The organism is Pseudomonas sp. MDT1-17 (assembly GCF_054898105.1).
This window is the reverse complement of the sequence record NZ_JBUBVM010000001.1, coordinates 2,148,024-2,173,702: the sequence shown is the minus strand read 5'-3', so window position 1 is coordinate 2,173,702 and position 25,679 is coordinate 2,148,024. Positions and strand designations below refer to the sequence as shown.

Here is a 25,679-nt window from a genome sequence, read left to right as displayed (position 1 = left end):
GCAAGGCTTGCTCTGTACTGAATCGTTACATCTATGTGGCAGATCACTTAAACCTCGAATTCGGATTGCAGCGCCGCCCGCACACAGTACAAAACCCCTTCCGGCACGCGACCGGCGAACAGTGCGGCGATCTCCGACACGGGCGGCAATTCGCCCTCGCCATCGAGGAACGCGTCCTGGACTTCGCCCATCAACTCTTCGGGCAGATCCAGCGCTTGCTCCAGCGACAACTGTTGCTTGCCAATCGCTTCGGCGAGCAGGGTGTAGACGTTCTTTTCCGAGCATTGCAGCTGGCCGGCGATTTGCAGCGGCGTCATGCCCGCTCGGGCCAGGGTGATCAGTTCGTGGCGCAGGTCGGCCACCACTTTCGGCGCCTCGACCTGGCCGCCGAGAACTTCGAGGAAGGCCTCGCCGTAACGTTCCAGCTTGCGCGCGCCAACGCCGCTGACCGTGGCCATTTCCGACAACGAGGTCGGCTGGCTGCGGAGCATTTCCAGCAGCGTCGAATCGGGGAAGATGACGTACGGTGGCACGCCATGCTCTTCGGCGAGCTTGCGACGCAGGGCGCGCAAGGCTTCCCACTGTTCGCGTTCTTCGCCGCGAACCAGTTGGCTCGCCTGGCTCTTGCTGCTTTTGGCAGTGGTTTGCGGCTTGAGGTCGCGACGCAGTTCCAGGGTTACTTCGCCCTTGAGCAGCGGCCGGCACGTATCACTCAAGCGCAGACCGCCGTAGCCTTCGAGGTCGATGTCCGCCAGTCCACGGGCAACCAGCTGTCGGAACAGAGAGCGCCATTCACTCTCCCCCATCGCCTTGCCGACACCGTAAACCGACAGATGCTGATGGCCAAAGCTGCGGACTTTTTCGTTGTCCTTGCCCAGCAACACATCTACCAGATGCCCGACGCCGTAGCGCTGGCCGGTGCGGAAGATCGCCGAAAGCGCCTGACGGGCCGGCTCGGTGGCGTCCCAGGTCTGCACGCCGTCAACGCAATTGTCGCAATGGCCGCAGGGCTCGGGCATGTCTTCATCGAAGTAGGCGAGCAGCGTTTGACGACGGCAGCGGGTTTCTTCGCAGAGCGAGAGCATGGCGTCGAGTTTGTGTTGCTCCAGACGCTTGTGGCGCTCGTCGCCCTCGGAGTTCTGCAACATTTGCTTGAGCATCACCACGTCTTGCAGGCCGTAGGCCATCCAGGCGTCAGCGGGCAGACCGTCACGGCCGCCGCGACCGGTTTCCTGATAGTAAGCCTCAAGGGATTTTGGCAAGTCGAGGTGAGCGACAAAGCGCACGTTGGGCTTGTCGATGCCCATACCGAACGCCACGGTGGCGACCATGATCAGGCCTTCCTCGTTGAGGAAGCGCTTCTGGTGGTGAGCCCGGGTATCGTTGGGCAGACCGGCGTGGTACGGCAGCGCCGGGAAGCCTTGTTCGCTGAGGAACACCGCCACTTCGTCGACTTTCTTGCGCGACAGGCAATAGACGATACCGGCATCGCTGCGCCGCTCGGCGAGAAACGCCAGCAATTGCTTGCGCGGCTGCTCTTTGGGCACGATGCGATAGAAGATGTTGGGGCGGTCGAAACTCGACAGGAAACGCTCGGCATCCTGAAGATGAAGGCGGTCGACGATTTCTTCCCGGGTGCGCTTGTCGGCGGTCGCGGTCAGGGCGATACGCGGAACGTTGGGGAACAATTCCGCCAACTGGCCCAGTTGCAGGTATTCGCGGCGGAAGTCGTGGCCCCATTGGGACACGCAGTGGGCTTCGTCGATGGCGAACAGAGAGATTTCAAGGCTTTGCAGGAAAGCCAGCATCCTTGGCTGAACCAGACGCTCGGGCGCGAGATAAAGCATTTTCACTTCACCGCGCTTGATCCGTGCCGCCAGATCGCGCTGCTGCTCGGCGCTGAGCGTGGAATTCAAGGCAGCGGCAGCGACGCCGAGCTCCTCGAGGGTCGCGACCTGGTCGTCCATCAATGCGATCAGCGGCGACACCACCACCGCCAGGCCTTCGCGCAACAGCGCCGGCACCTGGAAGCACAAGGACTTGCCGCCACCGGTAGGCATCAGCACCAGGGCGTCGCCGCCACTGGCCACGCGCTCAATGATTGCACCCTGACGGCCACGGAAACTGTCGTAGCCGAAGATGTCCTTGAGGACGCGTTGAGCCTGTTCGAGCATAGAAACTCCAAAAATCACAAAAACATCCCTGCAAGGCTGGTTCAGAACCACGAAGGCTGCACCGACAAATCGTAAGTGCGCATTGCATGACGCTTCACATTTCAGCCGCGACGCCGGCAGGACATCACAAAACGCGCGAGTATACCCGACCCCTGTCCGGCAAAGGGCGCCGCTGATAAGAGGCTTGTGGGCGCAAATATGCCGCGCGGCTGGCCTGAGTGCTCAAGAAGGCCTAGAATTCCCGCATCTGTTTAATTCCCAAGGTAGCCCTTTAATGTCCTTCGCTGAGCAATTAACCCGCCTGCAAGTCTTCCTCGACGCCGACGAACTGCATGACGAGGCGCTGGACTACGTGGCCGCCCACGGCTACCTCACTGCGCTGTCGATCTGTTCCGAAACCGTTCCCGACCGTGAATGGATCGACGCCCTCTTCGCCGAAGAGCCGCATTACGCCGACGACACCGAGCGTGAAGCGATCGAATCCACCCTGCTGCTGCTCAAGGCTCACATCGCCCGCCAATTGGCTGCCGATGAAGAGTTCGAGCTGCCGTGCGACCTGGACCTGGGCGAGGAGCCGGACGATTCCGACCTGCGCGGCTGGTGCATCGGTTTCATGGAAGGCGTGTTCCTGCGTGAAGCGGCCTGGTTCGAAACCGCCGAAGACGAAGTCAGCGAAATGCTGCTGCCGATCATGGTCGGTTCGGGTCTGTTCGACGAACAGCCTGAGTTCGAAGACATCGCCAAAGACGCCAACCTGATGGACGACATGATCGTGCAGATCCCGGAAGCCCTGACCGCGCTGTACCTGCTGTGCCAGGCGCCAGACGAAAAACCGGCGATCCTCAAGCCTCGTCACCACTAAGGTTTTGCCTATGGACAACCCCATAGGCAACCGCTCCCTGATGTTGCGCTACGTGCTGCTGGCCATCGGCTGGCTGAGCGTAGCGTTGGGGGTGATCGGGATTTTCCTGCCGGTGTTGCCCACCACGCCTTTCCTGCTGCTGGCGGCCGCCTGCTTCGCCCGCAGTTCTCCGCGCTTCTATCATTGGCTGGTTGAGCATCCACGGCTTGGGCCGTGGGTTCGCGATTACCTGAGCGGCAATGGCATCCCGCTCAAAGGCAAGGTCTACGCGATCGGGCTGATGTGGGCGAGCATCCTGCTCTCCTGCTACCTGGTGCCTCTGCCGTGGGCACGGGGGTTCATGCTCACCAGCGCCGTGCTGGTGACCGTCTACATCCTCAAACAGAAAACCCTGCGCAAATCCTGATCGCTGATCGTTCTCACGCGCGAGGGAACGATCAACCCCTTCCTCCGACGATCAACCCTACCTTTCAAAAAACACCGCCTAGACTTCAGGCATCTGCACCCGAGTGGCCAGACATGTCCCGCAGTCCGCGTAGTCCAGGAGGGTCAACGCTCCGACTTCGGCTCGGTGGATGGCTGTTGCTGATCACTTTTCTTTTGGCCGGGCTGGGCAGTGTCTGGGCCGACCGGGAATTTGCGCAGATTCTGCAAATCGCCGAAAAACGCTACGGCACCCTCGGCCCGGGACAGGGACGGATCGAGGCCTGGAGTCAGATGTTGCAAAGCGAAACCAACGCCTCCGAGCGCGAGCAACTGAACGCGGTCAATCGCTTCTTCAATCAGCAACTGAGCTTTCGGGACGACACCCGCATCTGGCGTCAGACCGATTACTGGGCCACGCCCGTCGAATCCCTGATCAAGGGTGCCGCTGACTGCGAGGACTACGCACTGGCGAAGTATTTCAGCCTGCGCCACCTCGGAATTCCCAGCGAGAAACTGCGCATCACCTACGTCAAAGCCCTGACCCAGAACCAGGCGCATATGGTGCTGACGTTCTACAACAGCCCTACGGCCGATCCGCTGGTGCTGGACAACTTGATCGGCGAAATCCGCCCCGCCTCCCAACGCAAAGACCTGCTGCCGGTGTACGCCTTCAACGCCGAAGGCCTGTACTTGCCGGGAGCCAATGGCAGTAAACGCAGCACCAACTCGAAAAATCTGTCGCGCTGGCAGGACGTATTAAAAAAGATGCAGGCCGAAGGGTTCGCCGTGGGCGACGGCTAGCCACCATTGCAAGGAGCGTTTTATGTCATTGCGCAAACAATTGTTTCTCGCCATTTGCCTGTTCCTGCTGGTGGCCTTCAGCGGCAGTTTTTTTGTCAGCCTGGAAAGCTCTCGCGACCAGATGCTTGGCCAGTTGCGCTCCCACGCCCAGGACGCCGCCACGGCGTTGGGTTTGTCGTTGACGGCGCAGATCGATGACCCGGCGATGATCGAGTTGATGGTCAGCTCGATTTTCGACAGTGGCTATTTCAGCAGCATCCGAGTCATCAACATCGAGAATGAACAGGTGCTGGTGGAACGCAGCGTATCGGCGAAAATCAAGAGCGTTCCCACCTGGTTTGTCAGTTTGGTCAACCTGCACCCGCCCGGTGGCGAAGCACTGGTCATGCGTGGCTGGGTGCAGGCGGCACGGGTCGAAGTACTGAGCAACCCGCAGTTCGCCCTGGCCAAACTGTGGGACAGCACCCTCGGCAGCCTGATCTGGCTGCTGATTTGCGGACTGCTCAGCGCCGTGTTTGGTGGCTGGTTACTGCGGCGGCAATTGCGCCCGCTCGACAAAATGGTCAAACAAGCCGAAGCCATCAGCAAACGCGAGTTCCTCAGCCTGCCGAAACTGCCGCGCACACCGGAGTTGAAACGCGTGGTACTGGCTATGAACCAGATGGTCGAAAAGCTCAAAGCGCTGTTCGCCGAAGAGGTCGCGCGCAGTGAAAAGCTGCGGGTCGAATCTTATCAGGACAGCCTGACAGGCCTGGCCAATCGACGCTTGCTGGATGAACAACTCGACGACCAATTGCTGGTCTCAGAGCAGAGCAGCGACGGCCATTTGCTGATGCTGCGGATCAACGACCTTATCGGTCTCAACCAGCGTCTGGGCGGCCAGCGCACTGACGCCTTGATCAGCACCGTCGGTGAAATGCTCAAGCGTTTGACCCAACTGGCGGAGCGTCGCACCTGGCTGGCGGCACGCAATCGCGGTGGCGAGTTCAGCCTGCTGACACCGGGCCTCGACGCCAAGGACGCAGCACGCCTGGCTTCCGAAATCAGCGCCACCCTGGAAAACCTGCGCTTGACCGGCGCCAGCGATTGCATGCCGGTGGCGCACTTGGGGATCGTTGCTTTCCAACCCGGTGAACCGGCCAGTGACGTGCTGATGCGCCTGGATCAGGCGTTGACCCAAGCACAGCAACATCCCGAGCACCCGTGGGTCCACTTGGCCTATTCCAACACCGCGCCGAACCCGTCTCAAAACGACTGGCAAGCCTGGATCGACGACGCCTTGAACCAAGGCAAGATGCAGTTGTATTTCCAACCCGTCGTGCAATGCGCCGACACCAGCCAAGTGTTGCATCACAAAGTCCTCGCGCGCCTGCTCGACCCACAGGGCGAGGCGATAGCCGCCGGGCATTTCCTCCCATGGATCGAGCGCCTCGGCTGGTCGGCGCGGTTCGACCTGGCGATGCTCGAAGCGACCCTCGACTACCTAGTCGTCAACCGTTGGCCCCTGGCGTTAAGCCTGTCCGGCAGCACCCTGCGCGATCCCGCGCATCTGCAACACATCCTCGACATGCTCGAATCGCTGCCCGAACTCGCGCCCCTGCTGATTCTGGAAATCGACGAACGCCAACTGCCCCCTCAGGAAGAACTGCAACGCCTGAGCCACAGCCTGCTCAAAACCGGTTACCGCATCGGTCTGCAGCATTTCGGTGGCAGCTTCAGCCAGATCGGCAACCTGGCTCAACTGGGGCTGGCTTACTTGAAAATCGACGGTGCGTACATCCGCCACATTGATGAGCAGAGTGATAAAAAACAGTTCATCGAGGCGATTTTTCGGGCGACCAACAGCATTGATTTGCCGTTGATTGCGGAGATGGTGGAGACCAAGGGGGAGTTGGAGGTGATCCGGGAGCTGGGGTTGTTTGGAGTGATGGGGCGGTTGATCGGGCCGCCGGAGCCGATGTGAGCCGTAAGTTGGAACAGCCCCCGCAAACAACAAAAAACCCGCCATCCCTTTCCACAGGGATGGTGGGTTTTGTCGTTTCAGGTCACACGGTATCCACCTTCAACGAATGGTCATTGAGCATGCCATTGATGATCGTCGCCGTGTCATGCCCACCCGCAATCACACCGCCCGCCCCCGGCGTTACGCCGTAGTGGCTGGCCAGGTTGACACCCGCCAGGTCAATGGTCTGGTTTGGCGCGGCACCGGCCATGGCGCTAACGTCGATGCTGGTCAGTACCGAGGCCCCGCTGCCGGTGACTTTGAAGTGCAGGTAGTCATCCAGCGACGCCGTGGTGCCGTTTTCCCCTTGCAGCAATTGCGACAGGTCGAGTTTGTCGGTGCCCGGCGTGAAGTCGGTGACCACGTCATGGCCGCTGTTGCCTTTGAGCCACTGGAAGGTGTCAGCACCGCTGCCGCCGGTGAGGGTGTTGTTGCCCAGACCGCCGATCAGGAAGTCATCGCCGCCCCCGCCGTTGAGCATGTCATTACCCAGGCCTCCGTTGATGATGTTGCTGTGGTTGTCGCCCGTGAGGCTGTCGTTGAAGTTTGAGCCGGTCAGGTTTTCGATTGCTGTCAGGGTGTCGGTCCCGGCGCCCACCGTGTTTTGCGGGGTGAGCAGGCTCAGATCGACGGTGACGCCGGCCGTGGCGTGGGCATAGCTCGCCGTGTCGACGCCCGTGCCGCCGTCGAGCAGGTCGTTGCCCGCGCCGCTGAACAGCAAGTCATTGCCAGCACCGCCGCGCAACTCGTTATTGCCGGCGCCCGCCACCAGTACATCATCGCCCGCCGTCCCGGTGAAGGTGTGGCCTTCCTGATAGATGATGGTCGCGGCGCCGCTGTTGCTGCCGCCATGGCTGTCGTTGGCGGTGTAGGTGCCATGGGCATCTGGCGTGATGTCGTGGGCCCCGGCGTAGTTGACGGTCATGGTCAGCTGGTAGTTTTCCGCCCCCTTCCCGCTGCTGCCCGGACCATCGTTGTCGAGGTTGGTGATGTGGATCTGGTACGTGCCGTCTGCCGCGGCGGTGATGGTCTGGCCGTCGGCGATGGCAATGAAGGCACCACCGTTGACGGAGTACTCCATCGCGATGTGACCAGCCGCCAGATTGTGATCCAGGTTAAGGGTTTCACCCTGTTTGAGGTTGACGGTGATGCGGTCCTCATCGTTGGCGTTGGCATGGGTGACGGCGCCCAGATAACCGCTGACCACCAGCAGGGCAGTCATGGTCGCAGCGTTGCCGGCAAAGGCACTCCGCACATTCGCCAATGTATGGTTAGCCGCGTTGTTGTGAGGGCCGTAGAAATTGATCGCTCCGCTGCCGGTGAAGTCTGCACCTTTGGCAAGGTCGAGGGCTTTTTCGTAGACGGTCACGTCATTGTCGCTGACCGTTCTGATGCAGCTGTTGTTCACGTCGATGGTGATGGTGGTGGTCTTCTCGTCGCCATCGCCATCGCGCAAGGTGTAGGTGAACACGTCGGTCGCACCGGGACCGTTCACGGCGTCCGGGGTGCTGTGATAGACCGCGTTGCCCGCTGCATCCAGTGTCAGGTAACCGTAGGTACCATTGATTTGGCTGTTCAAGCCGCCGATGGCCGAGGTCGAGGTGTCCGAACCGGCGCGCACACCGACCACCCCGCCCCCATCGGCATCGCCGAAGTCGTTCACAAGCACGTTGCCACTGACGATGCCGCCCTCCGCGACCGAGGCCGCGTCGGGGCTGGCATTCGGCAGGTCATCGACAATGTTCACCACGATGGTGCTGGTGGTGGAATGGCCCAGGGCGTCGGTGGCTTTGTAGGTGAAACTTTCGCTCAGGGTATTCGCGCCATCGTCGGCGTGCGGCGTGGTGCTTGGCGCCGACGTCAGCGTGTAGGTGTAGGAGCCGTCGGGGTTGAGCAGGATTTGGCCGTAGGTGCCTGTGGCGCTGCCGACCAGCGTGTAAGTGATCGCGCCGCTGGCGCCGCTGACCGAGCCGAGCAGGGTGCCACTGGCGGTTTCAACCGTGCGGTCTGGCTGGCTGCCGGTGACGGTGCCGGCCGCCAGATCCAGGCCATCTTTGTTCAGGTCGAGGGCTTTTTCATAGACGGTCACGTCGTGGTCGCTGACGGCCGTGATGCAGCTGTTGTTCACGTCGATGGTGATGGTGGTGGTGCTTTGGTCACCGTCGGCATCGCGCAGGGTGTAGGTGAACGTGTCGGTCGCGCCAGGGCCACTCACGGTGTTCGGGTTGCTGTGGTAGACGGCGTTGCCGTTGGCGTCCAGCGTCAGGTAGCCGTAGGTGCCATTGATCTGAGTGTTGAGGCCGCCGATGACCGGGGCCGAGGTGTCTGAACCGGCGCGCACGCCGAGCACCGCCCCTGCGGCGAGACCATCGGCGCCGCCGAGGTCGTTCCACAGCACGTTGCCACTGACGATGCCGCCCTCCGCTACCGAGGTCGCGTCGGCATGGGCGGTCGGCACGTCATCGACGATGTTGACCACGATGGTGCTGGTGACAACGTTGCCCAGGGAATCGGTGGCGTGGTAGGTGAACGTTTCGCTCAGGGTGTTGGCACCGTCGTTCGCCTGCGGCGTGGTGCTGGCCGGTGAGGTCAGGGTGTAGGTGTAGGTGCCGTTGGGATTGAGCAGGATTTGGCCGTAGGTGCCAGTGGCGCTGCCGACCAAGGTGTAAGTGATTGCGCCGATGGCACCGGTGACCGAGCCGACCAGGGTGCCACTGGCGGTTTCGCCGATGTGGCCCGGCTCGCTGCCGGTGACGGTGCCGGCCGCCAGATCCTGGCCGTCCTTGTTCAGGTCGAGGGCTTTTTCATAGACGGTCACGTCGTTGTCGCTGACCGCTGTGATGCAGCTGTTGCGCACGTCGATGGTGATGGTGGTGGTGCTTTGGTCACCGTCGGCATCGCGCAGGGTGTAGGTGAACGTGTCGGTCGCGCCAGGGCCACTCACGGTGTTCGGGTTGCTGTGGTAGACGGCGTTCCCGTTGGCGTCCAGCGTCAGGTAGCCGTAGGTGCCATTGATCTGAGTGTTGAGGCCGCCGATGACCGGGGCCGAGGTGTCTGAACCGGCGCGCACGCCGAGCACCGCCCCTGCGGCGAGACCATCGGCGCCGCCGACGTCGTTCCACAGCACGTTGCCACTGACGATGCCGCCTTCGGCGACCGAAGTCGCGTCGGCATGGGCGGTCGGAACGTCATCGACGATGTTGACCACGATGGTGCTGGTGACAACGTTGCCCAGGGAATCGGTGGCGTGGTAGGTGAACGTTTCGCTCAGGGTGTTGGCACCGTCGTTCGCCTGCGGCGTGGTGCTGGCCGGTGAGGTCAGGGTGTAGGTGTAGGTGCCGTTGGGATTGAGCAGGATTTGGCCGTAGGTGCCAGTGGCGCTGCCGACCAAGGTGTAAGTGATTGCGCCGATGGCACCGGTGACCGAGCCGACCAGGGTGCCACTGGCGGTTTCGCCGATGTGGCCCGGCTCGCTGCCGGTGACGGTGCCGGCCGCCAGATCCTGGCCGTCCTTGTTCAGGTCGAGGGCTTTTTCATAGACGGTCACGTCGTTGTCGCTGACCGCTGTGATGCAGCTGTTGCGCACGTCGATGGTGATGGTGGTGGTGCTTTGGTCACCGTCGGCATCGCGCAGGGTGTAGGTGAACGTGTCGGTCGCGCCAGGGCCACTCACGGTGTTCGGGTTGCTGTGGTAGACGGCGTTCCCGTTGGCGTCCAGCGTCAGGTAGCCGTAGGTGCCATTGATCTGAGTGTTGAGGCCGCCGATGACCGGGGCCGAGGTGTCTGAACCGGCGCGCACGCCGAGCACCGCCCCTGCGGCGAGACCATCGGCGCCGCCGACGTCGTTCCACAGCACGTTGCCACTGACGATGCCGCCTTCGGCGACCGAAGTCGCGTCGGCATGGGCGGTCGGCACGTCATCGACGATGTTGACGTTGATTTGCCCGGTCGCCGTACTGCCGTCCGTATCGGTGGCGACGACGTCGAAATTCTCGGTGATGCTGTTGGCGCCGTCACCGGCCGGATGGATTTCATTGTCGTTGAGGGTGTAGCTGTAACTCACAACCCCCGTGGCCGGGTTGTAGCCGGTGATAGTCAGGGTGTTGCCCAACGGGGTGGTGATCGACTGCGGGAAGCCTGCGGCAACGCCACCGCTGATCACATTGATCCCACCGATGCTCAGGCTGGTCAGCCCGTCAGGAGCAGACACGCTGAACGTGCCGGCCTTGGTCAGTGCCCCAGGGTTGGGGGCCGAACCGTCGGCCAGGTTGGCCTCATTGAGGTACAGTTCGCCCCCCGCCACCGACAGGCCGGTGAGGGTGACCGGATTGTTCGGCACATCAGGAACAACCGGTGTCACAGGAACAACGCCTGTCCCTCCTGAACCACCTGAACCACCTGCACCACCCGCACCACCTGCACCACCCGCACCACCTGCACCACCCGCACCACCCGCACCACCCGCACCGTTGTCGCCGTTATCAGGGTCACCAGCCAGACGTTCGAGGGGAAATTCGGGAATACCGTTGAAGCCGGCGGTAGGAAAACCAATAGTCGGATCTACCCGCCCGCCCACCTCTTCAAGCATGACGAACGTGTGGCCGCCGCCCAGTGCACCACCGGGTGCGCCGGTCGAACCAGGTCCGGCCGCCGTGGCTTCAGCAGTCTGGGTCGGGTCGTCGCCGGCAGCGATCGCTTTTTGCAGTTGTTCGACATCGGTCAGTTGCGCCAGAGTTGGCGTCACAGCTTCAGCGGTGTCTACAGGGGGTGCCTGATGCGCGAGTAACTGAGGCGTCATCTCCAGACTGCTACCACGCCCGAGGGTCAGTTCCTGGCCATTTTGCAGATTCACCGCCACCGCGCCTTCGGCCCCGGTGACTAGCTGATCGCCGGCGAACAATCGATCCCCCTCGACCAGCGCGCGTCGGGTGCCATCGCTTGCGACCGCGAACACCTGACCAATAACCTTACTGACGATACCGATGAGCGTAGCCATGTGCACTTCCTCCGCTGCCAACCGCTGTCGGCATCCTGTTTTTGCGAAGAACGTGCTCATGGCACAAACGGGTTGCCTGGCAGAATCGCCTGCTGGCAGTGGTTACCTGAAGTAAGCCGCTGCCCTGGCGCCGTTCTCGCCAAGCGTGCCGCTCGCGGGCGACGTGTCTGCTTCGGGATAAAACCCTATGCAATCAATAGCATCGGGATCCACTTGCGCAACAAATCGCCCTTCGAGCGATGCGTAACGATCTTGAACCACCAAAGTGACAAAAAACCGTCACTTCAAAACCGTCCGCTTCCCTCCCCTCCAGCACATCCCCGCCCTATGTCGATATGTGAATTGGAACTTTCCTCAAGCCCTGCGGAGCTCCCTAACGCTCACAAATCAAGGGCTTTCGAAGTGAACAATGTGCTGGATTTTAAATAGCGCATAAGTTTTTTTTAGCATAGACATTATGAAAAATTCTTCTATGGTTCTCTCTAGAATGTTCTTAGCTCTGTTGTTACAAGCATGAAACGGTTTTCACTATAAATGCCGTCAAATATTTGGCGACTCATGAGCATCATTAGGAATAAGGGAGAGGCACCCATGCGCGTATTAACCCCCCTATGCAGCGCAATTCTGCTGGCGATGGCCTGCACTTCTCAGGCTCAGGCCATCTCATTGACGGAGGCGATCCAGAGCACCATCGCGACCCACCCGGAGCTGGCGTCGCGTGTGGACAGCCGCCTCTCGGCCGATGAGCAAGTGAAAGTCGCCAAAGGGGGCTTTTATCCATCGGTTGATCTGAATGCCGCCTACGGGCGCGGGTACAGCGATAACACCAGCACCCGGGCATTCGGCAATCACCACACCGAAATCCTGACCTACACCCAATCGGAATTGCGCCTGCGTCAGATGCTTTTCGATGGTTTCAACACCTCCAACGAAGTCCAGCGCACCAAAGGCGTGGTCAATTCCCGGGCCTATTACGCTCAGGGCACCGCTCAGGATCTGGCCCTGCGCACCATCGAGGTCTACCTCGAAGTGCTCAAGCGCCGCGAACTGGTGACCCTGGCCACGAACAACCTGCAAGCTCACCTGCGAGTCAACGATCAAATCGGTCTGCGCACCCAGCGCGGTATTGGCAGCAACGCCGACGCCGACCAGTCCGTCGCTCGTCGGGCACTGGCGCAAAACAACCTCGATACCGCCGAAGTCGATCTCGCGGATGCCGAGTCGAACTTCTACGCCGTCGTGGGGCGCATGCCCGATGAACTCGAAGCACTGCCTTCGACCCGCGGCGAATTGCCCGCCACCCTGCAGGAAGCCCAGCAAAGCATGGTGGAAAACAACCCGTACCTGAAATCTGCCCAGGCCGATGTGCAATCGGCCGAAAGCCAGTACGAAGTGGCGAAGTCGCCGTTCTACCCCCGCTTCGACGCCGAAGCCGCCGTGGGTGCAAACAACAACGTGCAGGGCGATGAAGGCCACGACAACGAATGGCGGGTCGGCGTAGTGATGAACTACAACCTGTTCCGCGGTGGCAGCGACAAGGCGCGCCTGGCCTCCAATGCGCACCAGATCAACCAGGCGATGGACATCCGCAACAATGCCCTGCGTCAACTCAACGAGAACATTCACCTGGCTTGGAACGCCATGGTCAATGCCAAGAAACAAACCCCGACCGCCCGCGAATACGCGGAAACCAGCCGACGCGTGCGCGTGGCGTATCAGGACCAGTTCGGCCTCGGCCAACGCACCCTGCTCGACTTGCTGGACAGTGAAAACGAGCTCTACAACGCCGACCGCCGCTACACCGAAGTGCGCTACACCGAGGAGTTCTCGATGTACCGCGTGCTGGCGAACATGGGTCAGTTGCTGAGCAAACAACGGGTAGTGTTGCCCGCCGATGCGATCGCCCAGACCGAAGTGAAAAACGAAGCCCGTTTGCCTGAACTGAAATAAACCCGTAGGAGCTGCCGCAGGCTGCGATCTTTTGATCTTGTTTTTTCAGGATCAAGATCAAAAGATCGCAGCCTGCGGCAGCTCCTACAGGAAGATGTGTAGATACCTATGCCAACGGGAGCGATCAATGTGACCAGCATGGAACCCGGCAATATCGGTGTCGATCCGCGCCTGAGCTTCGATGACCCGCTTCTGGACGGTCTGTTGATCCTCTGCAAACTCCATGGCGCGACGGTCAGTCGCGCCAGCCTGAGTGCCGGGCTCCCCCTGAACAAGCAACGCATGAGCCTGGGTTTGCTGCCTCGCGCAGCAGCTCGGGCCAGTTTGCAGGCGCGATTGCTGCGTCGTGAACTGGCGGATATTTCCGCCCTCAACCTGCCTGTGATGCTGATCCTCAACAACGGCCGCACCGCCATTCTGCGACGCTTCGGCGATGACGGTCAGTTGCTGATTCTGCCCAGCGAAGCCGACGGCGGTGAACAATGGGTCAGCCGCGTTGAGCTGGCCGAGAATTACAGCGGCCAGGCCTTGTTCGCGCGGCCACGGCATGAACTCGAAGACTTGCGCTCACCGCTGGTGCCACGCGTGGAGGCGTGGTTTCGCGACACCTTGAAGCTGTCGAAGTGGTTGTACAGCGACGCGATCCTGGCGAGTTTTTTGATCAACCTGCTGGGGTTGATGGTGCCGCTGTTCGTGATGCAGACCTACGACCGGGTGGTGCCGAACCAGGCCACGTCGACCTTGTGGGTGCTGTCCATCGGCTTGCTGATTGGCACCGGTTTCGAACTGGCGCTGCGGGTGGTTCGCGCGCACTTGCTGGATTGCGCCGGGAACAAAACCGATGTGATCCTTTCCGCGACGTTATTCGAACGCATCACCGGCATGGCGATGAAAGCGCGCCCGGCGACCATCGGTGGGTTTGCTCAAAGCATTCACGACTTCCAGGGACTGCGCGAATTCCTCACCGCTGTGACGCTGACCAGCCTGATCGACCTGCCCTTTGCCGTGCTGATGCTGGTGGTGATCGGCCTGCTCGGCGGCTGGCTGGTGGTGATTCCGCTGCTGGCGTTCCCAATCACGATCCTCTTCGCAATGGTGATCCAGGTGCGCCTGCGCGACACCGTGCAAAAAAGCCTGACCCTGGGTGCCGAACGCCAGGCGCTGCTGATTGAAACCCTCGGTTGCCTGGAAACCCTCAAGGCCTGCAGCGCCGAAAGCGAACGCCAGCACAGATGGGAAAGCACCCACGGCGCCCTCACCCGTCTCGACAGCCATGCACGCAACCTCTCGGCGCTGGCCACCAACGGCACGCTGTTCATCCAGCAATTCTCCGGCATGGCGACCATCGTCGCCGGGGTCTACAGCATCATCGCCGGCAACCTCAGCGTCGGCGCGCTGGTGGCGACCTACATGCTCGGCAGCCGGGTGCTCGCGCCGCTGGGGCAGATTGCCGGTTTGATCACTCGCTATCAGCAAGCGCAACTGACCATGAAAAGCACCGATGCACTGATGTCGTTACCGCAGGAGCGCGACGCCAAACAACGGCCGCTGGAGCGCACACAACTGCAAGGTGCGCTGGACGTCAGCAGCGTGACGTTCCACTACAACGGCCAGAACGCTCCCGCCCTGGCCAACATCAGCTTCAGCGTGAAACCCGGCGAGCGGATCGGCATCATCGGCCGCAGCGGCTCGGGCAAAAGTACGTTGGCGCGGCTGGTGATGGGTTTCTACGCACCGGAAGAAGGCCAGTTGCTGCTTGATGGCCTGGACTTGCGGCAACTGGACGTCGCCGACCTGCGCCAGCAAATCGGTTACGTCGCCCATGACCTGCCGCTGCTGGCCGGCAGCCTGCGCGACAACCTGACCCTCGGCGCCCGCTACATCAGCGATTCACGCATGCTCGAAGTCGCCGAACTGACCGGCGTCACCGAGCTGGCGCGTCAGCATCCGCAAGGCTTCGACCGGCCAGTGGGTGAACGCGGACAACTGCTGTCCGGCGGGCAACGTCAGGCGGTGTTGCTGGCCCGTGCGCTATTGCTGGATCCGCCGATCATGTTGCTCGACGAACCCACCAGCGCCATGGACAACAGCAGCGAAGACGTTCTGCGGCAAAAACTCCACGGCTGGGTCCAGGGCAAAACCCTGCTGCTTGTCACCCACCGCACCTCGATGCTCAGCCTGGTGGATCGGCTGGTGGTGCTGGACAACGGGCGGATCGTCGCCGACGGTCCGAAAGAAGCGGTCATCGATGCACTGCGCAAGGGCCGTGTCGGCTCAGCGGCTGTCTAGGAGCGACCCATGGCCCGTTCATCGTCGGACAAATCACAAGACCGGGGTTACTTCGGCAGTTTCAGCAAAAGCGCCGAAAGCGAATTCATGCCGGAAACCGCCGGTGCCTCGTTGCAGGATTCCCCACGCTGGTCGCGGATCACCGTGTGGCTGGCGGCCGCGCTGATTATCACGGCGGTGGTCTGGGCCAAGTTTGCGGTGCTGCAGGAAGTGACCATGGGCGAAGGCAAGGCGATTCCGTCGAGCAAAGTCCAAGTGATCCAGAACCTGGAGGGCGGTATCGTCACTGAGATCTTCGTTCGCGAAGGGCAAATGGTGAACAAGGGCGACACCTTGCTGCGCCTCGATGACACGCGATTCCTGTCGAATAAGGGCGAAAGCGAGGCGGATCGTTATGCGCTGACGGCGCAGGTCGAACGGCTGTCGGCCGAGGCGGAAGGCCGGCCGTTCAAGCTGTCCCCCGAAGTGATCGCCAAGGCGCCGCAAGTGGCCGAGGACGAACGCTCGCTGCACGAACAACGGCAGCGTCGATTGGCCAGCGAACAGCGCACGCTGAGTGAACAACTTCGGCAGAAAGCCCAGGAACTGGCGGAGTTCCGCTCCAAACAGGGCCAATTCAGTTCAAGCCTGGCATTGCTGCAACAAGAGATGAACATGTCGGCGCCGCTGGTGGGCTCCGGGGCGGTTTCGCCGGTGGAAATTTTGCGACTCAAACGCAGCGCGGTGGAGATTCGCGGCTCATTGAACGCCACGACGCTGGCGATTCCCCGCGCGGAATCGGCGATCAATGAGATCAAAAGCAAGATTGATGAATCCGAACAATCCTTCCGCTCCGATGCCGCGAAAGAGCTGAATGAGAAACGCACCGACCTGTCGAAAATCACGGCATCGAGCATTGCTATCGATGACCGAGTGACCCGCACCACCGTGGTGTCGCCGGTTCACGGGATTATCAAAGTGCTGAAGGTCAACACCATCGGCGGCGTGGTTCAGCCGGGCAGCGACATGGTGGAAATCGTGCCCATTGAAGACAACCTGCTGATCGAAGCCAAGGTGCGGCCGCAGGACGTGGCGTTCCTGCATCCGGGGCAGAAAGCGATGGTCAAGTTCAGTGCTTACGACTACACGATTTATGGGGGATTAAGTGCGAAGCTGGAGTTGATTGGGGCGGACACGATTACGGATGACAAGGGCAACAGCTTTTATCTGATTCAGGTACGGACGGATAAAAACCATTTGGGCGGAGATGCAAAACCGTTGTTGATTATTCCGGGGATGGTGGCGACGGTGGACATTATTACTGGGGAGAAAAGTGTGTTGGATTACTTGCTCAAACCGGTGCTCAAAGCCCGGACCGAGGCGATGCGCGAAAGGTAGTTTCTGGCTGGAGGGTGCTGTGATTGCTACACCGCTTTCGCGAGCAGGCTCGCTCCCACTGTGGATCGCATTTCTTCTGGAAGAACTCGGTCAACTGTGGGAGCGAGCCTGCTCGCGAAGAGGCCCTAACAAACACCGACTATTTCGGCCCATGGTTACGCTGGTAGGTCTCCTCCCCCATCGCCGCAATCTGCCCCTCGATCAACGCTTCGAACGGCCGTAACAACGGCTCGAACGATGACGGAGCTTCAAGTGTTTGCAACGCCTGAACAATCGCCTCCACCGTCGACAACGCACCCGGCCCCGGTGCCTTGCGCAATCGATACCTCGACACCCCGCCCTGCGCCAACGTCACCCTCGGCAACGCCGCCAACAACGGATTGAGGTGCAGCATCTTGCGCGCCTTGCGCCAGGTGCCATCCGGGACGACCAGCAATAACGGTTGATCATTGGCGCCGTAAATCTGCAACGGCTGCGCCTCATCGGCTGGAAACAGCAGTCGCGCCTGATAGCCCGGCCGGTTCAACAATGCCGGCAAATCCTCAAACACTTCGCCGACAATCAACTCGGCATTCCTCAACCCCAACGCCGCCAACCGTGCGGTGTTCAGCGCATGGTTCACTTCACTGGGATGCTGCAACAGCAACACCCGAGTGCGGCTGTCAAGGCTCGGTATCAGCGGGCACAGGCAATGGGTTTGCGGACGCAGGCAGCGTGGACACTGGATTCTGGACATAGTCTTAGGCCTGATTGAGCTGCGCTTTAAGCAGGTCGCGGAAGGTCTGGATCAGCGGCTCGCGGCTGCGGCCACGGCGCACGATCATCGAGAACGGCGCCTGATAACCGAAGGTCGCTGGCAGCAGCACCCGCAGGTCGCCCTTGTCGGCCCAGGCCTGGGCGTAGTGCTCCGGCAGGTAACCAATGTAGGCGCCGGACAGCACCAGAATCAGCTGGGCTTCCATACTTTCCACAGTCGCGGCGCTGTGCTTGAAGCCGTGACGAGCCAGTTCCGCCTGGCTCCAGTAACCGCGGCCGACCATGCGCTGCTGGGTAATGACCTGCTCGGGAATGCGCCGCTCGGTGAACAGCGGATGACGACTGCTGCAATACAACCAGTGTTGCTCGCGGTACAGCGGCATGTAGACCAGACCGCTCATGCGCGTGGAGAACGCGCCGATGGCCAGGTCGAGGCGGTTGTCCTGCACGCCGAGTTGCAGTTCGTAAGGGCTCATCACCGACAAGTGCAAATGCACCGCCGGGTGTTCCTGGCTGTAGGCGCCGATGGCTTCGGCGAAGGGCAAGGCCTTGTCACTGACGGTGGAGTCGATCACCCCCAGATTCAGGGTGCCGCGCAGTTCGCCTTTGAGGGCGGCGGCGTATTGTTCGAAGCCTTCGAGTTCGCCGAGCAGGCGCAGGGTTTCCTGATGGAACAGTTCGCCTTTGCTGGTCAGGCTGAAACCACCCCGGCCGCGATGGCAGAGTACCAGCCCGAGGGCAGCTTCGAGCTGGCTCATGTAAGTGCTGATGGCCGAGGTCGAGAGGTTGAGTTCTTGCTGGGCGCTGGCAAACCCCTGATGGCGAACCACGCTGACGAAGATGCGCAAGAGTTTCAGGTCGGGTAGTGCGTTGGCCATGGGGGCTCCAGCAAAGTACATGTAGACGATGAGATCCTGTAGCAGCTGCCGAGCCTGCGAGGCTGCTGCTACATGAAGCACTGCAAGTCTATCGCCGTCACTGCCATTAGTTTAGAAAAATCTGAACTAAGTATTTGCCCGTAGCGATTCTTCCCGGCCACTACATTTCGCAGAATCGGCCCCTAATACACCTCTTAATATAAAAAAGATGAGGCCTGAACCCGTGGACAAGATTCTTCACCAACCACTGGGCGGCAATGAAATGCCGCGCTTCGGCGGCATCGCCACCATGATGCGACTTCCCCATTTGCCCACCGCTGCCGGTCTGGATGCTGCCTTCGTTGGCGTCCCGCTGGACATTGGCACGTCTCTGCGCCCTGGCACCCGTTTCGGGCCTCGCGAAATCCGCGCTGAATCGGTCATGATCCGCCCGTACAACATGGCCACCGGCGCTGCACCGTTCGACTCGCTGTCGGTCGCTGACATCGGTGACGTGGCGATCAACACGTTCAACCTGCTGGACGCCGTACGGATCATCGAAGAATCTTACGACGCCATCCTCGAACACAACGTGATCCCGCTGACCCTGGGCGGCGACCACACCATCACCCTGCCCATCCTGCGTGCGATTCATAAGAAGCACGGCAAGGTCGGCCTGGTGCACATCGATGCTCACGCCGATGTGAACGATCACATGTTCGGCGAGAAAATCGCCCACGGCACCACCTTCCGCCGCGCTGCCGAAGAAGGCCTGATCGACTGCGATCGCGTGGTGCAAATCGGTCTGCGCGCTCAGGGCTACACCTCTGAAGACTTCAACTGGAGCCGTAAACAGGGCTTCCGCGTGGTTCAGGCTGAAGAGTGCTGGCACAAATCCCTGGCGCCGCTGATGGCCGAAGTTCGCGAGAAAGTCGGCGGCGGCCCGGTGTACCTGAGTTTCGACATCGATGGCATCGACCCCGCTTGGGCGCCAGGCACCGGCACCCCGGAAATCGGTGGTCTGACGACCATTCAGGCGATTGAGATCATTCGCGGTTGCCAAGGCCTCGACCTGATCGGTTGCGATCTGGTAGAAGTCTCGCCCGCTTATGACACCACCGGCAACACCTCGCTGCTGGCCGCCAACTTGCTGTACGAAATGCTCTGCGTACTGCCTGGCGTGGCCCACCGCTGAGGATCGGTCATGAACGAACGTGATCAGGTACTGAAAGCTGCCGCCGATCTGGTGACAGCCTTTGCCAGTAATGATCGCGAAGCCTACTTCGGCGCGTTTAGCGCCGACGCCAGCTTCGTGTTCTACACCCTCGAGCAGCCCCTGCTGTCGCGCGATGCCTATCAGGCGTTGTGGGACACCTGGCGCTCGGAGGATGGCTTCGAAGTGCTCTCGTGCACCTCGAGCAACGCCTTCGTCAGCCTGCAGGGTGACGTGGCGATTTTTATCCATGACGTCGCCACCGAGCTGCGCATGCAAGGGGAGCAACACTTCAGCCAGGAGCGCGAGACGATTGTTTTCAAGAAACAAGCGTCTGGCCAAGAACAACAAGGCCTATGGCTGGCCTGCCACGAACATTTGTCCGCGATGCCGGAAGGGCTGCCACCCCCTTAGCCAAACAGGTGACGCTCACACACGATGAGCGCGCCTTTATGATCGGAGCAGATCATGAATAACAACAACAACGACCAAAGCCTTACGCACATTGAAACCTACGGGGTCGAACAGATCCCGGACAGCGAACGCACCGCAGGCCCGACGGATTTGTTCCGGATGATCTTCGGTGGTTCCAACACCTTTGCCACCGCCGTGCTCGGCAGTTTCCCGGTACTGTTCGGCCTGTCTTTTCAGGCGGGCGTCTGGGCGATTGTGCTCGGTGTGCTGCTGGGCTCGCTGATCCTCGCGCCAATGGGCCTGTTCGGCCCGATCAATGGCACCAACAACGCCGTGTCTTCCGGTGCGCACTTTGGCGTGCACGGGCGGATCGTCGGTTCGTTTCTGTCGCTGTTGACCGCCATCGCCTTCTTCTCGCTCTCGGTGTGGAGTTCGGGTGATGCGCTGATCGGTGGTGCCAAACGCCTGATCGGTCTTCCAGAAACTGACCTGACCCTGGGCTTGGCCTACGGTCTGTTCGCGATCCTGGTGCTGACCGTTTGCATCTATGGCTTCCGTTTCCTGCTGTGGGTCAACAAGATCGCGGTGTGGAGTGCCAGCCTGTTGTTCCTGCTGGGCATCTTCGCTTTCGCCGGTCCTTTCGATGTGAATTTCGCCGGCACCGTCAGCATGGGTCAACCGGGTTTCTGGGCGGCCTTCATCGGCGCCGCGCTGGTGGCGATGAGCAACCCGATTTCCTTCGGGGCGTTCCTCGGTGACTGGTCGCGCTACATTCCGCGTGACACCTCCAAGCGCCGGATCATGGCCGCCGTGGTGATCTCGCAGATCGCCACCTTCATCCCGTTCCTGTTCGGCCTGAGCACCGCGACCATCGTGGCGATCAAGGCACCGGACTACATCGCAGCCAACAACTACGTCGGCGGTCTGCTGGCCGTCTCGCCGAGCTGGTTCTTCCTGCCAGTGTGCCTGATCGCGGTGATCGGCGGCATGTCCACCGGCACTACCTCGCTGTATGGCACCGGGCTGGATATGTCCAGCGTGTTCCCTCGTGTGCTGTCGCGGGTCAAGGCAACGCTGCTGATCGGCGTGATGTCGATTGCCTTCATCTTCATCGGACGCTTTGCCGCGAACCTGGTGCAGAGCGTGTCGACCTTCGCCGTGCTGATCATCACCTGCACCACCCCGTGGATGGTGATCATGATCATCGGCCTGCTGGTGCGTCGCGGCTTCTACTGCCCGGATGACCTGCAAGTGTTCACCCGCGGCGAGAAAGGCGGTCGTTACTGGTTCACCCATGGCTGGAACTGGCGTGGCCTGGGTGCCTGGATCCCGAGTGCAGCGGTCGGTTTGTGCTTCGTGAACCTGCCGGGACAGTTTGTGGGTCCGTTGGGCAACTTGGCTGGCGGCATCGACATCAGCCTGCCGGTCACCCTCGGTCTGGCTTCGCTGGCGTACCTGGCGCTGCTAAGCCTGTTCCCGGAATCGGCAGCGGTATTCGGTCCAAACGATCCACGCAGCAAGGGCACGGATTCGCTCGCTAAACCGGCGATGGTGTAGGAGCGAGGCTTGCCCGCGAACAACGATAACGCGGTCGGCCTGATTGACTGCGGCGCCCCCATCGCGGGCAAGCCTTGTTCCTACAGAAAAGAATGATTTTCGCCTCACCATAAAAAATACAATCGGAGACACGCCATCATGGCATTGGATTTATTCGTCGTTCTCATATACGCCGCCGCGATGCTGATACTCGGCTACTTCGGCATGCGCAAGGCCAAGACCCATGAAGACTATTTGGTCGCCGGTCGCAACCTCGGCCCTAGTCTCTATATGGGCACCATGGCCGCTACCGTCCTGGGTGGCGCATCCACCGTCGGCACCGTGCGTCTGGGCTACGTCCATGGCATTTCCGGTTTCTGGCTCTGCGCCGCACTGGGCTGCGGGATCGTGGCGCTGAACCTGTTCCTCGCCAAACCGCTGCTGAAACTGAAGGTATTCACCGTTACCCAGGTGCTGGAAAAGCGCTATAACCCAATGGCTCGTACGGCGAGCGCGACCATCATGCTGGCCTATGCACTGATGATCGGCGTGACTTCGATCCTGGCGATCGGCACCGTTCTGGAAGTGCTGTTCGGCCTGTCGTTCTGGGTCTCGATACTGCTCGGCGGTGGTGTGGTGGTGATTTATTCGACCATCGGTGGCATGTGGTCCCTGACCCTGACCGACATCGTCCAGTTCGGTATTCAGACCGTGGGCCTGATGTTCCTGTTGCTGCCGATCTGCCTGTACCGTGTCGGTGGCTGGGATCAACTGGTTGCCCAATTGCCAGCCGCCAGCTTCAGCTTCACCAGCATCGGCTGGGACACCATCATCACCTACTTCATGATCTACTTCTTTGGCATCCTGATCGGTCAAGACATCTGGCAACGGGTGTTCACCGCACGAAGCGAGAAAGTCGCCAAGTACGCCGGTACGTCCGCCGGGATCTACTGCATTATTTACGGCCTTGTGTGTGCGCTGATCGGCATGGCTGCTCATGTGCTGATTCCGGACCTGGACAACGTGAACAATGCCTTTGCCGCCATCGTCAAAGTGTCCCTGCCGGACGGTATCCGCGGCCTGGTAATCGCTGCAGCACTGGCGGCCATGATGTCCACCGCCAGCGCCGGCCTGCTCGCCGCATCCACCACACTCAGTGAAGACCTGCTGCCGAAGCTGCGTGGTGGCAAGCAATCGAATGTGAATGTTAACCGCCTGTTCACCCTGCTCACCGGCATCGTCGTGCTGGGCATCGCACTCGTAGTCAATGATGTGATCAGCGCACTGACCTTGGCCTACAACCTGTTGGTGGGCGGCATGCTGATCCCGTTGATGGGGGCTATCTACTGGAAACGCGCCACGACGGCCGGCGCGATCACCAGTATGGCGCTGGGCTTCGTCACCGCGCTGGTGTTTATGTTCAAGGATGGTATGGACGCTAACACCCCGATCTACTACAGCCTCGGCGTAGGTCTGGTGAGTTTCGTCGTGGTCAGCTTGCTGTCCCGTCGCCCGGCAGCGATGGCGAGCGCCATCTAAGCTTCTATAACGACTTGATGCTTTCTTCGACGGGTGTGGCGTCGGTTGCCACACCCGTTTTTTTTCGTCTGGAGAAAATCGTTTATGAAGATCGTCAGCCGCGATCAGTGGTTCGAGGTCAAACAACTCAGTGACGGCATTCGCCTGATCCACGAGCCGTACATCCGCCCCTTCTATCGCTGCAACCTCTGGCACATTCAGGGTCGCGACAAGGACTTGCTGCTCGACAGCGGTTCCGGATTGGTCAGCCTGCGCGAGCAACTGCCGTGGATCACCGAACGGCCGCTGGTGGCGGTGGCGAGTCATTGCCATTTCGACCACATCGCCGGCCATCACGAATTCCCAGAACGCCTGGTACATCCGGCCGAAGCGCAGATCCTCGCCTCGCCAGATGGCGACAACACTCTGAGCACGGCGTTTGTCGGTGACGAGATGTTCGAGGCTCACCCCGATTGCCCGTTGTGCTACGCCGAATACCAGGTCAAAGCGGCCCCAGCCACCGGGCTGATCGAAGAAGGCGACGTGCTGGATCTGGGCAAGCGCACGCTGCAAGTGCTGCACACGCCGGGGCACTCACCGGGCGGCATCAGCCTGTACGAAGCGGCGACCGAGACGCTCTTCAGCGGCGACATCATCTACGACGGCCCGCTGATTGAAGACGCCTACCACTCGAATCTCGACGACTACGCCCGCAGCCTGCAGCGTCTGCGCGAGTTACCGATCCGCACGGTGCACGGCGGGCATTTCGGGAGTTTTTCCGGGGAGCATTTGCGCACGATGATTGACCAGTGGCAGCGCTCACACGCCTGAAGCTTGCTGTACTCAAGCCCAGGGCCAACAACAATAACGCCCTCGAAGAACCCTCATGAAAAGAGCTGCCGTTCGTGCCGTTGTGCATCGTTTCATCAGCCGCTTGCTGGAGGGTCAGGATGACTTCGACGACAACGCCAGCCTGGCGCAATTGGGATTGGATAAAGAAGATATCGAAGAGCTGATCTTCCGTCTGGAAGATGAACTGGGTTTGACGGCGTTTACTGCGGAGGAAGATCAAATGCTCAAGACCGCCAGGACGGCGAATGACTTGAGTCGGTTTCTGATCGAAATCGGAAGGCATTGACCTGCAGACCGCCAAGATCGTCCGAACGCGGCCCGAGCCTTCGGCAGCTCCTACAGGTACGCGAGCAATCGCAGCGTTGGCACTACTCCCTGTAGGAGCTGCCGAAGGCTGCGATCTTTTGGGCGTTGACGCGTTACCGGCGGCGCTGCTGGCGTCGGCGTTGCTCGTCGTCAGTGCGAATAGGCACAGGTTGCAGAGGCGGTTCGATCAAACCGAGTGCAACACCCAGGTCGTGCAGCCAGTTTTGGATTTTCTCTTTCATGGTGCCCCCTTCAGGGTAGTGCCGAGTGGCCAAAATTCTGTAGCCACTTCGCACTGATAATAGTCCGAAGTCCTACGCAATGCTCGCCCAAAGTCGCAATGATCTGTTACTGAATGGATCAAAATACCTGACCGATAGTTCAAGCAATCGCCCGAGCCTGGCTCGGCGCCGGCGGATAGACCAATTGTTGCTGCTCAAGCCACGCGTTCAAATTTGCTCCAACCATGCCTTTGCGCCACATCAGCCACGTGGTGGCACTGGCAAACGGCTCGGCCAACGGATGCACCGCCACGCTTTCGCGGCCCGGCAGGCTGGCAAGCATCGACTCCGACATCAGCGCCACGCCTGAGCCAGCGATCACGCAGGCGAGCATCCCCGGGTAAGACTCGATTTCCATCGCCCGACCCATGGCCGCGTGGTAATGGGCGAACCAGGCTTCCAGGCGCATCCGGTAGGAACAACCCTGCCGAAAGGTAAACACCGAGCGCCCTTGCACATCCAGCGCGCTTAGAATCGGCGGGTGATCGGCCTCGCTGATCAGCACCAGCCGTTCGTCGCACAATGGCACGCCGTCCAGACCGGCCAGCTCCAGCGGACCATCCACCAGCGCCGCATCGAGACGCCCGGTGAGCAGACCTTCCAGCAATTCACCACTGGGGCCCGACTGCACTTGCAGGTTCACCGCCGGGTAAGTGCGGTGATAACTCGCCAACAACCCCGGCAAATGAATCGCCGCCGTGCTGTACATCGTGCCGAGCACGAAGTCACCGGCCGGTTGCCCGCCCTGCACCGCCGCTTGAGCTTCGTCGTGCAGATTGAACAGCTTGGCGGTGTAGTCCAACAGGACTTTTCCTGCAGGCGACAACTGCAAGCGCTGACGTTCACGCACGAACAGTTCTACGCCGAGTTGCTCTTCCAGCTGTTTAAGCCGGGTCGACAGGTTCGACGGCACCCGGTGCAGGCGTTCGGCAGCGCGGGTGATAGAACCCTCCTGCGCAACCGCCTGGAAAATCCGCAATTGGCTGAATTCCACACCTTTCTCCAAATCAGAACAAGTTACTCAATATTATTCATTTTAAAAGAAAGTCAATCAGTCCTAACCTGACGG

General features: G+C 60.7%; 19 protein-coding genes. 13 read left to right on the top strand and 6 right to left on the bottom strand.

From position 1 onward, the window contains the following. Positions 1-47 precede the first annotated feature (47 nt). Positions 48-2,174, bottom strand: coding sequence for a DNA helicase RecQ (gene recQ, locus ACYZTX_RS10025; RefSeq protein ID WP_449642449.1), 2,127 nt, complete (start codon positions 2,172-2,174; stop codon positions 48-50). 274 nt (positions 2,175-2,448) lie between these two features. On the opposite strand from recQ, the gene ACYZTX_RS10020 reads away from it, so the two are divergent. The 4 genes from ACYZTX_RS10020 (at position 2,449) to lapD (ending at position 6,226) form a co-directional block, all read left to right on the top strand. Further along, positions 2,449-3,036 carry a UPF0149 family protein gene (locus ACYZTX_RS10020; protein ID WP_223487825.1) on the top strand — a complete coding sequence of 196 codons (588 nt, stop codon included), beginning with the start codon at positions 2,449-2,451 and terminating at the stop codon, positions 3,034-3,036. 10 nt (positions 3,037-3,046) lie between these two features. After that, positions 3,047-3,442: a YbaN family protein gene (locus ACYZTX_RS10015; protein ID WP_046055970.1), complete on the top strand. Its 396-nt coding sequence runs from the start codon at positions 3,047-3,049 to the stop codon at positions 3,440-3,442. Between the two features lie 113 nt (positions 3,443-3,555). Beyond that, positions 3,556-4,263 carry a cysteine protease LapG gene (gene lapG / locus ACYZTX_RS10010; protein ID WP_462033929.1) on the top strand — a complete coding sequence of 236 codons (708 nt, stop codon included), beginning with the start codon at positions 3,556-3,558 and terminating at the stop codon, positions 4,261-4,263. Positions 4,264-4,285: 22 nt separating this feature from the next. Beyond that, positions 4,286-6,226, top strand: a complete 1,941-nt coding sequence (lapD, locus tag ACYZTX_RS10005; protein ID WP_462033928.1) for a cyclic di-GMP receptor LapD — start codon at positions 4,286-4,288, stop codon at positions 6,224-6,226. A gap of 82 nt (positions 6,227-6,308) precedes the next feature. On the opposite strand, the gene ACYZTX_RS10000 is transcribed toward lapD, so the two are convergent. Continuing rightward, a complete protein-coding gene (locus ACYZTX_RS10000) occupies positions 6,309-11,261 on the bottom strand; it encodes a retention module-containing protein (RefSeq protein ID WP_462033927.1) in 4,953 nt (1,650 codons plus the stop codon). Positions 11,262-11,852: 591 nt separating this feature from the next. Between ACYZTX_RS10000 and ACYZTX_RS09995 the strand changes: the two genes are divergently transcribed. From ACYZTX_RS09995 to ACYZTX_RS09985, 3 genes are all read left to right on the top strand, one after another. Continuing rightward, a complete protein-coding gene (locus ACYZTX_RS09995; RefSeq protein ID WP_462033926.1) occupies positions 11,853-13,211 on the top strand; it encodes a TolC family outer membrane protein in 1,359 nt (452 codons plus the stop codon). Between the two features lie 129 nt (positions 13,212-13,340). Next, entirely contained in the window at positions 13,341-15,500 is a 2,160-nt protein-coding gene (locus tag ACYZTX_RS09990; RefSeq protein ID WP_462033925.1) for a type I secretion system permease/ATPase, read from the top strand. 9 nt (positions 15,501-15,509) lie between these two features. Next, a complete protein-coding gene (locus tag ACYZTX_RS09985) occupies positions 15,510-16,877 on the top strand; it encodes an HlyD family type I secretion periplasmic adaptor subunit (RefSeq protein WP_462033924.1) in 1,368 nt (455 codons plus the stop codon). Between the two features lie 139 nt (positions 16,878-17,016). Here ACYZTX_RS09985 and ACYZTX_RS09980 read toward each other — a convergent pair whose 3' ends face one another. Together ACYZTX_RS09980 and ACYZTX_RS09975 are read right to left on the bottom strand one after the other, a co-directional pair. Beyond that, on the bottom strand, positions 17,017-17,613 hold the full coding sequence (locus ACYZTX_RS09980) for a tRNA-uridine aminocarboxypropyltransferase (protein ID WP_462033923.1): 597 nt from the start codon (positions 17,611-17,613) through the stop codon (positions 17,017-17,019). A gap of 4 nt (positions 17,614-17,617) precedes the next feature. Further along, positions 17,618-18,511: a LysR family transcriptional regulator gene (locus ACYZTX_RS09975; protein ID WP_462033922.1), complete on the bottom strand. Its 894-nt coding sequence runs from the start codon at positions 18,509-18,511 to the stop codon at positions 17,618-17,620. Between the two features lie 223 nt (positions 18,512-18,734). Here ACYZTX_RS09975 and speB point away from each other — a divergent pair, with 223 nt between their 5' ends. From speB to ACYZTX_RS09945, 6 genes are all read left to right on the top strand, one after another. Next, entirely contained in the window at positions 18,735-19,685 is a 951-nt protein-coding gene (gene speB / locus ACYZTX_RS09970) for an agmatinase (protein ID WP_131062549.1), read from the top strand. A 9-nt stretch (positions 19,686-19,694) separates the two neighbouring features. Next, positions 19,695-20,117 carry a YybH family protein gene (locus tag ACYZTX_RS09965; protein ID WP_462033921.1) on the top strand — a complete coding sequence of 141 codons (423 nt, stop codon included), beginning with the start codon at positions 19,695-19,697 and terminating at the stop codon, positions 20,115-20,117. Positions 20,118-20,171: 54 nt separating this feature from the next. Then, positions 20,172-21,674 carry a purine-cytosine permease family protein gene (locus ACYZTX_RS09960; protein ID WP_462033920.1) on the top strand — a complete coding sequence of 501 codons (1,503 nt, stop codon included), beginning with the start codon at positions 20,172-20,174 and terminating at the stop codon, positions 21,672-21,674. A gap of 138 nt (positions 21,675-21,812) precedes the next feature. Further along, on the top strand, positions 21,813-23,192 hold the full coding sequence (locus tag ACYZTX_RS09955; RefSeq protein ID WP_462033919.1) for a sodium:solute symporter family protein: 1,380 nt from the start codon (positions 21,813-21,815) through the stop codon (positions 23,190-23,192). An 84-nt stretch (positions 23,193-23,276) separates the two neighbouring features. Next, positions 23,277-24,002, top strand: coding sequence for an MBL fold metallo-hydrolase (locus ACYZTX_RS09950; RefSeq protein ID WP_462033918.1), 726 nt, complete (start codon positions 23,277-23,279; stop codon positions 24,000-24,002). 55 nt (positions 24,003-24,057) lie between these two features. Next, entirely contained in the window at positions 24,058-24,309 is a 252-nt protein-coding gene (locus ACYZTX_RS09945; RefSeq protein WP_462033917.1) for an acyl carrier protein, read from the top strand. Between the two features lie 133 nt (positions 24,310-24,442). On the opposite strand, the gene ACYZTX_RS09940 is transcribed toward ACYZTX_RS09945, so the two are convergent. Together ACYZTX_RS09940 and ptrR are read right to left on the bottom strand one after the other, a co-directional pair. Further along, positions 24,443-24,571 carry a PA1414 family protein gene (locus tag ACYZTX_RS09940; RefSeq protein ID WP_007914492.1) on the bottom strand — a complete coding sequence of 43 codons (129 nt, stop codon included), beginning with the start codon at positions 24,569-24,571 and terminating at the stop codon, positions 24,443-24,445. Positions 24,572-24,710: 139 nt separating this feature from the next. Further along, positions 24,711-25,604, bottom strand: coding sequence for a putrescine utilization regulator PtrR (ptrR, locus tag ACYZTX_RS09935; protein ID WP_462033916.1), 894 nt, complete (start codon positions 25,602-25,604; stop codon positions 24,711-24,713). Positions 25,605-25,679: the final 75 nt, after the last annotated feature.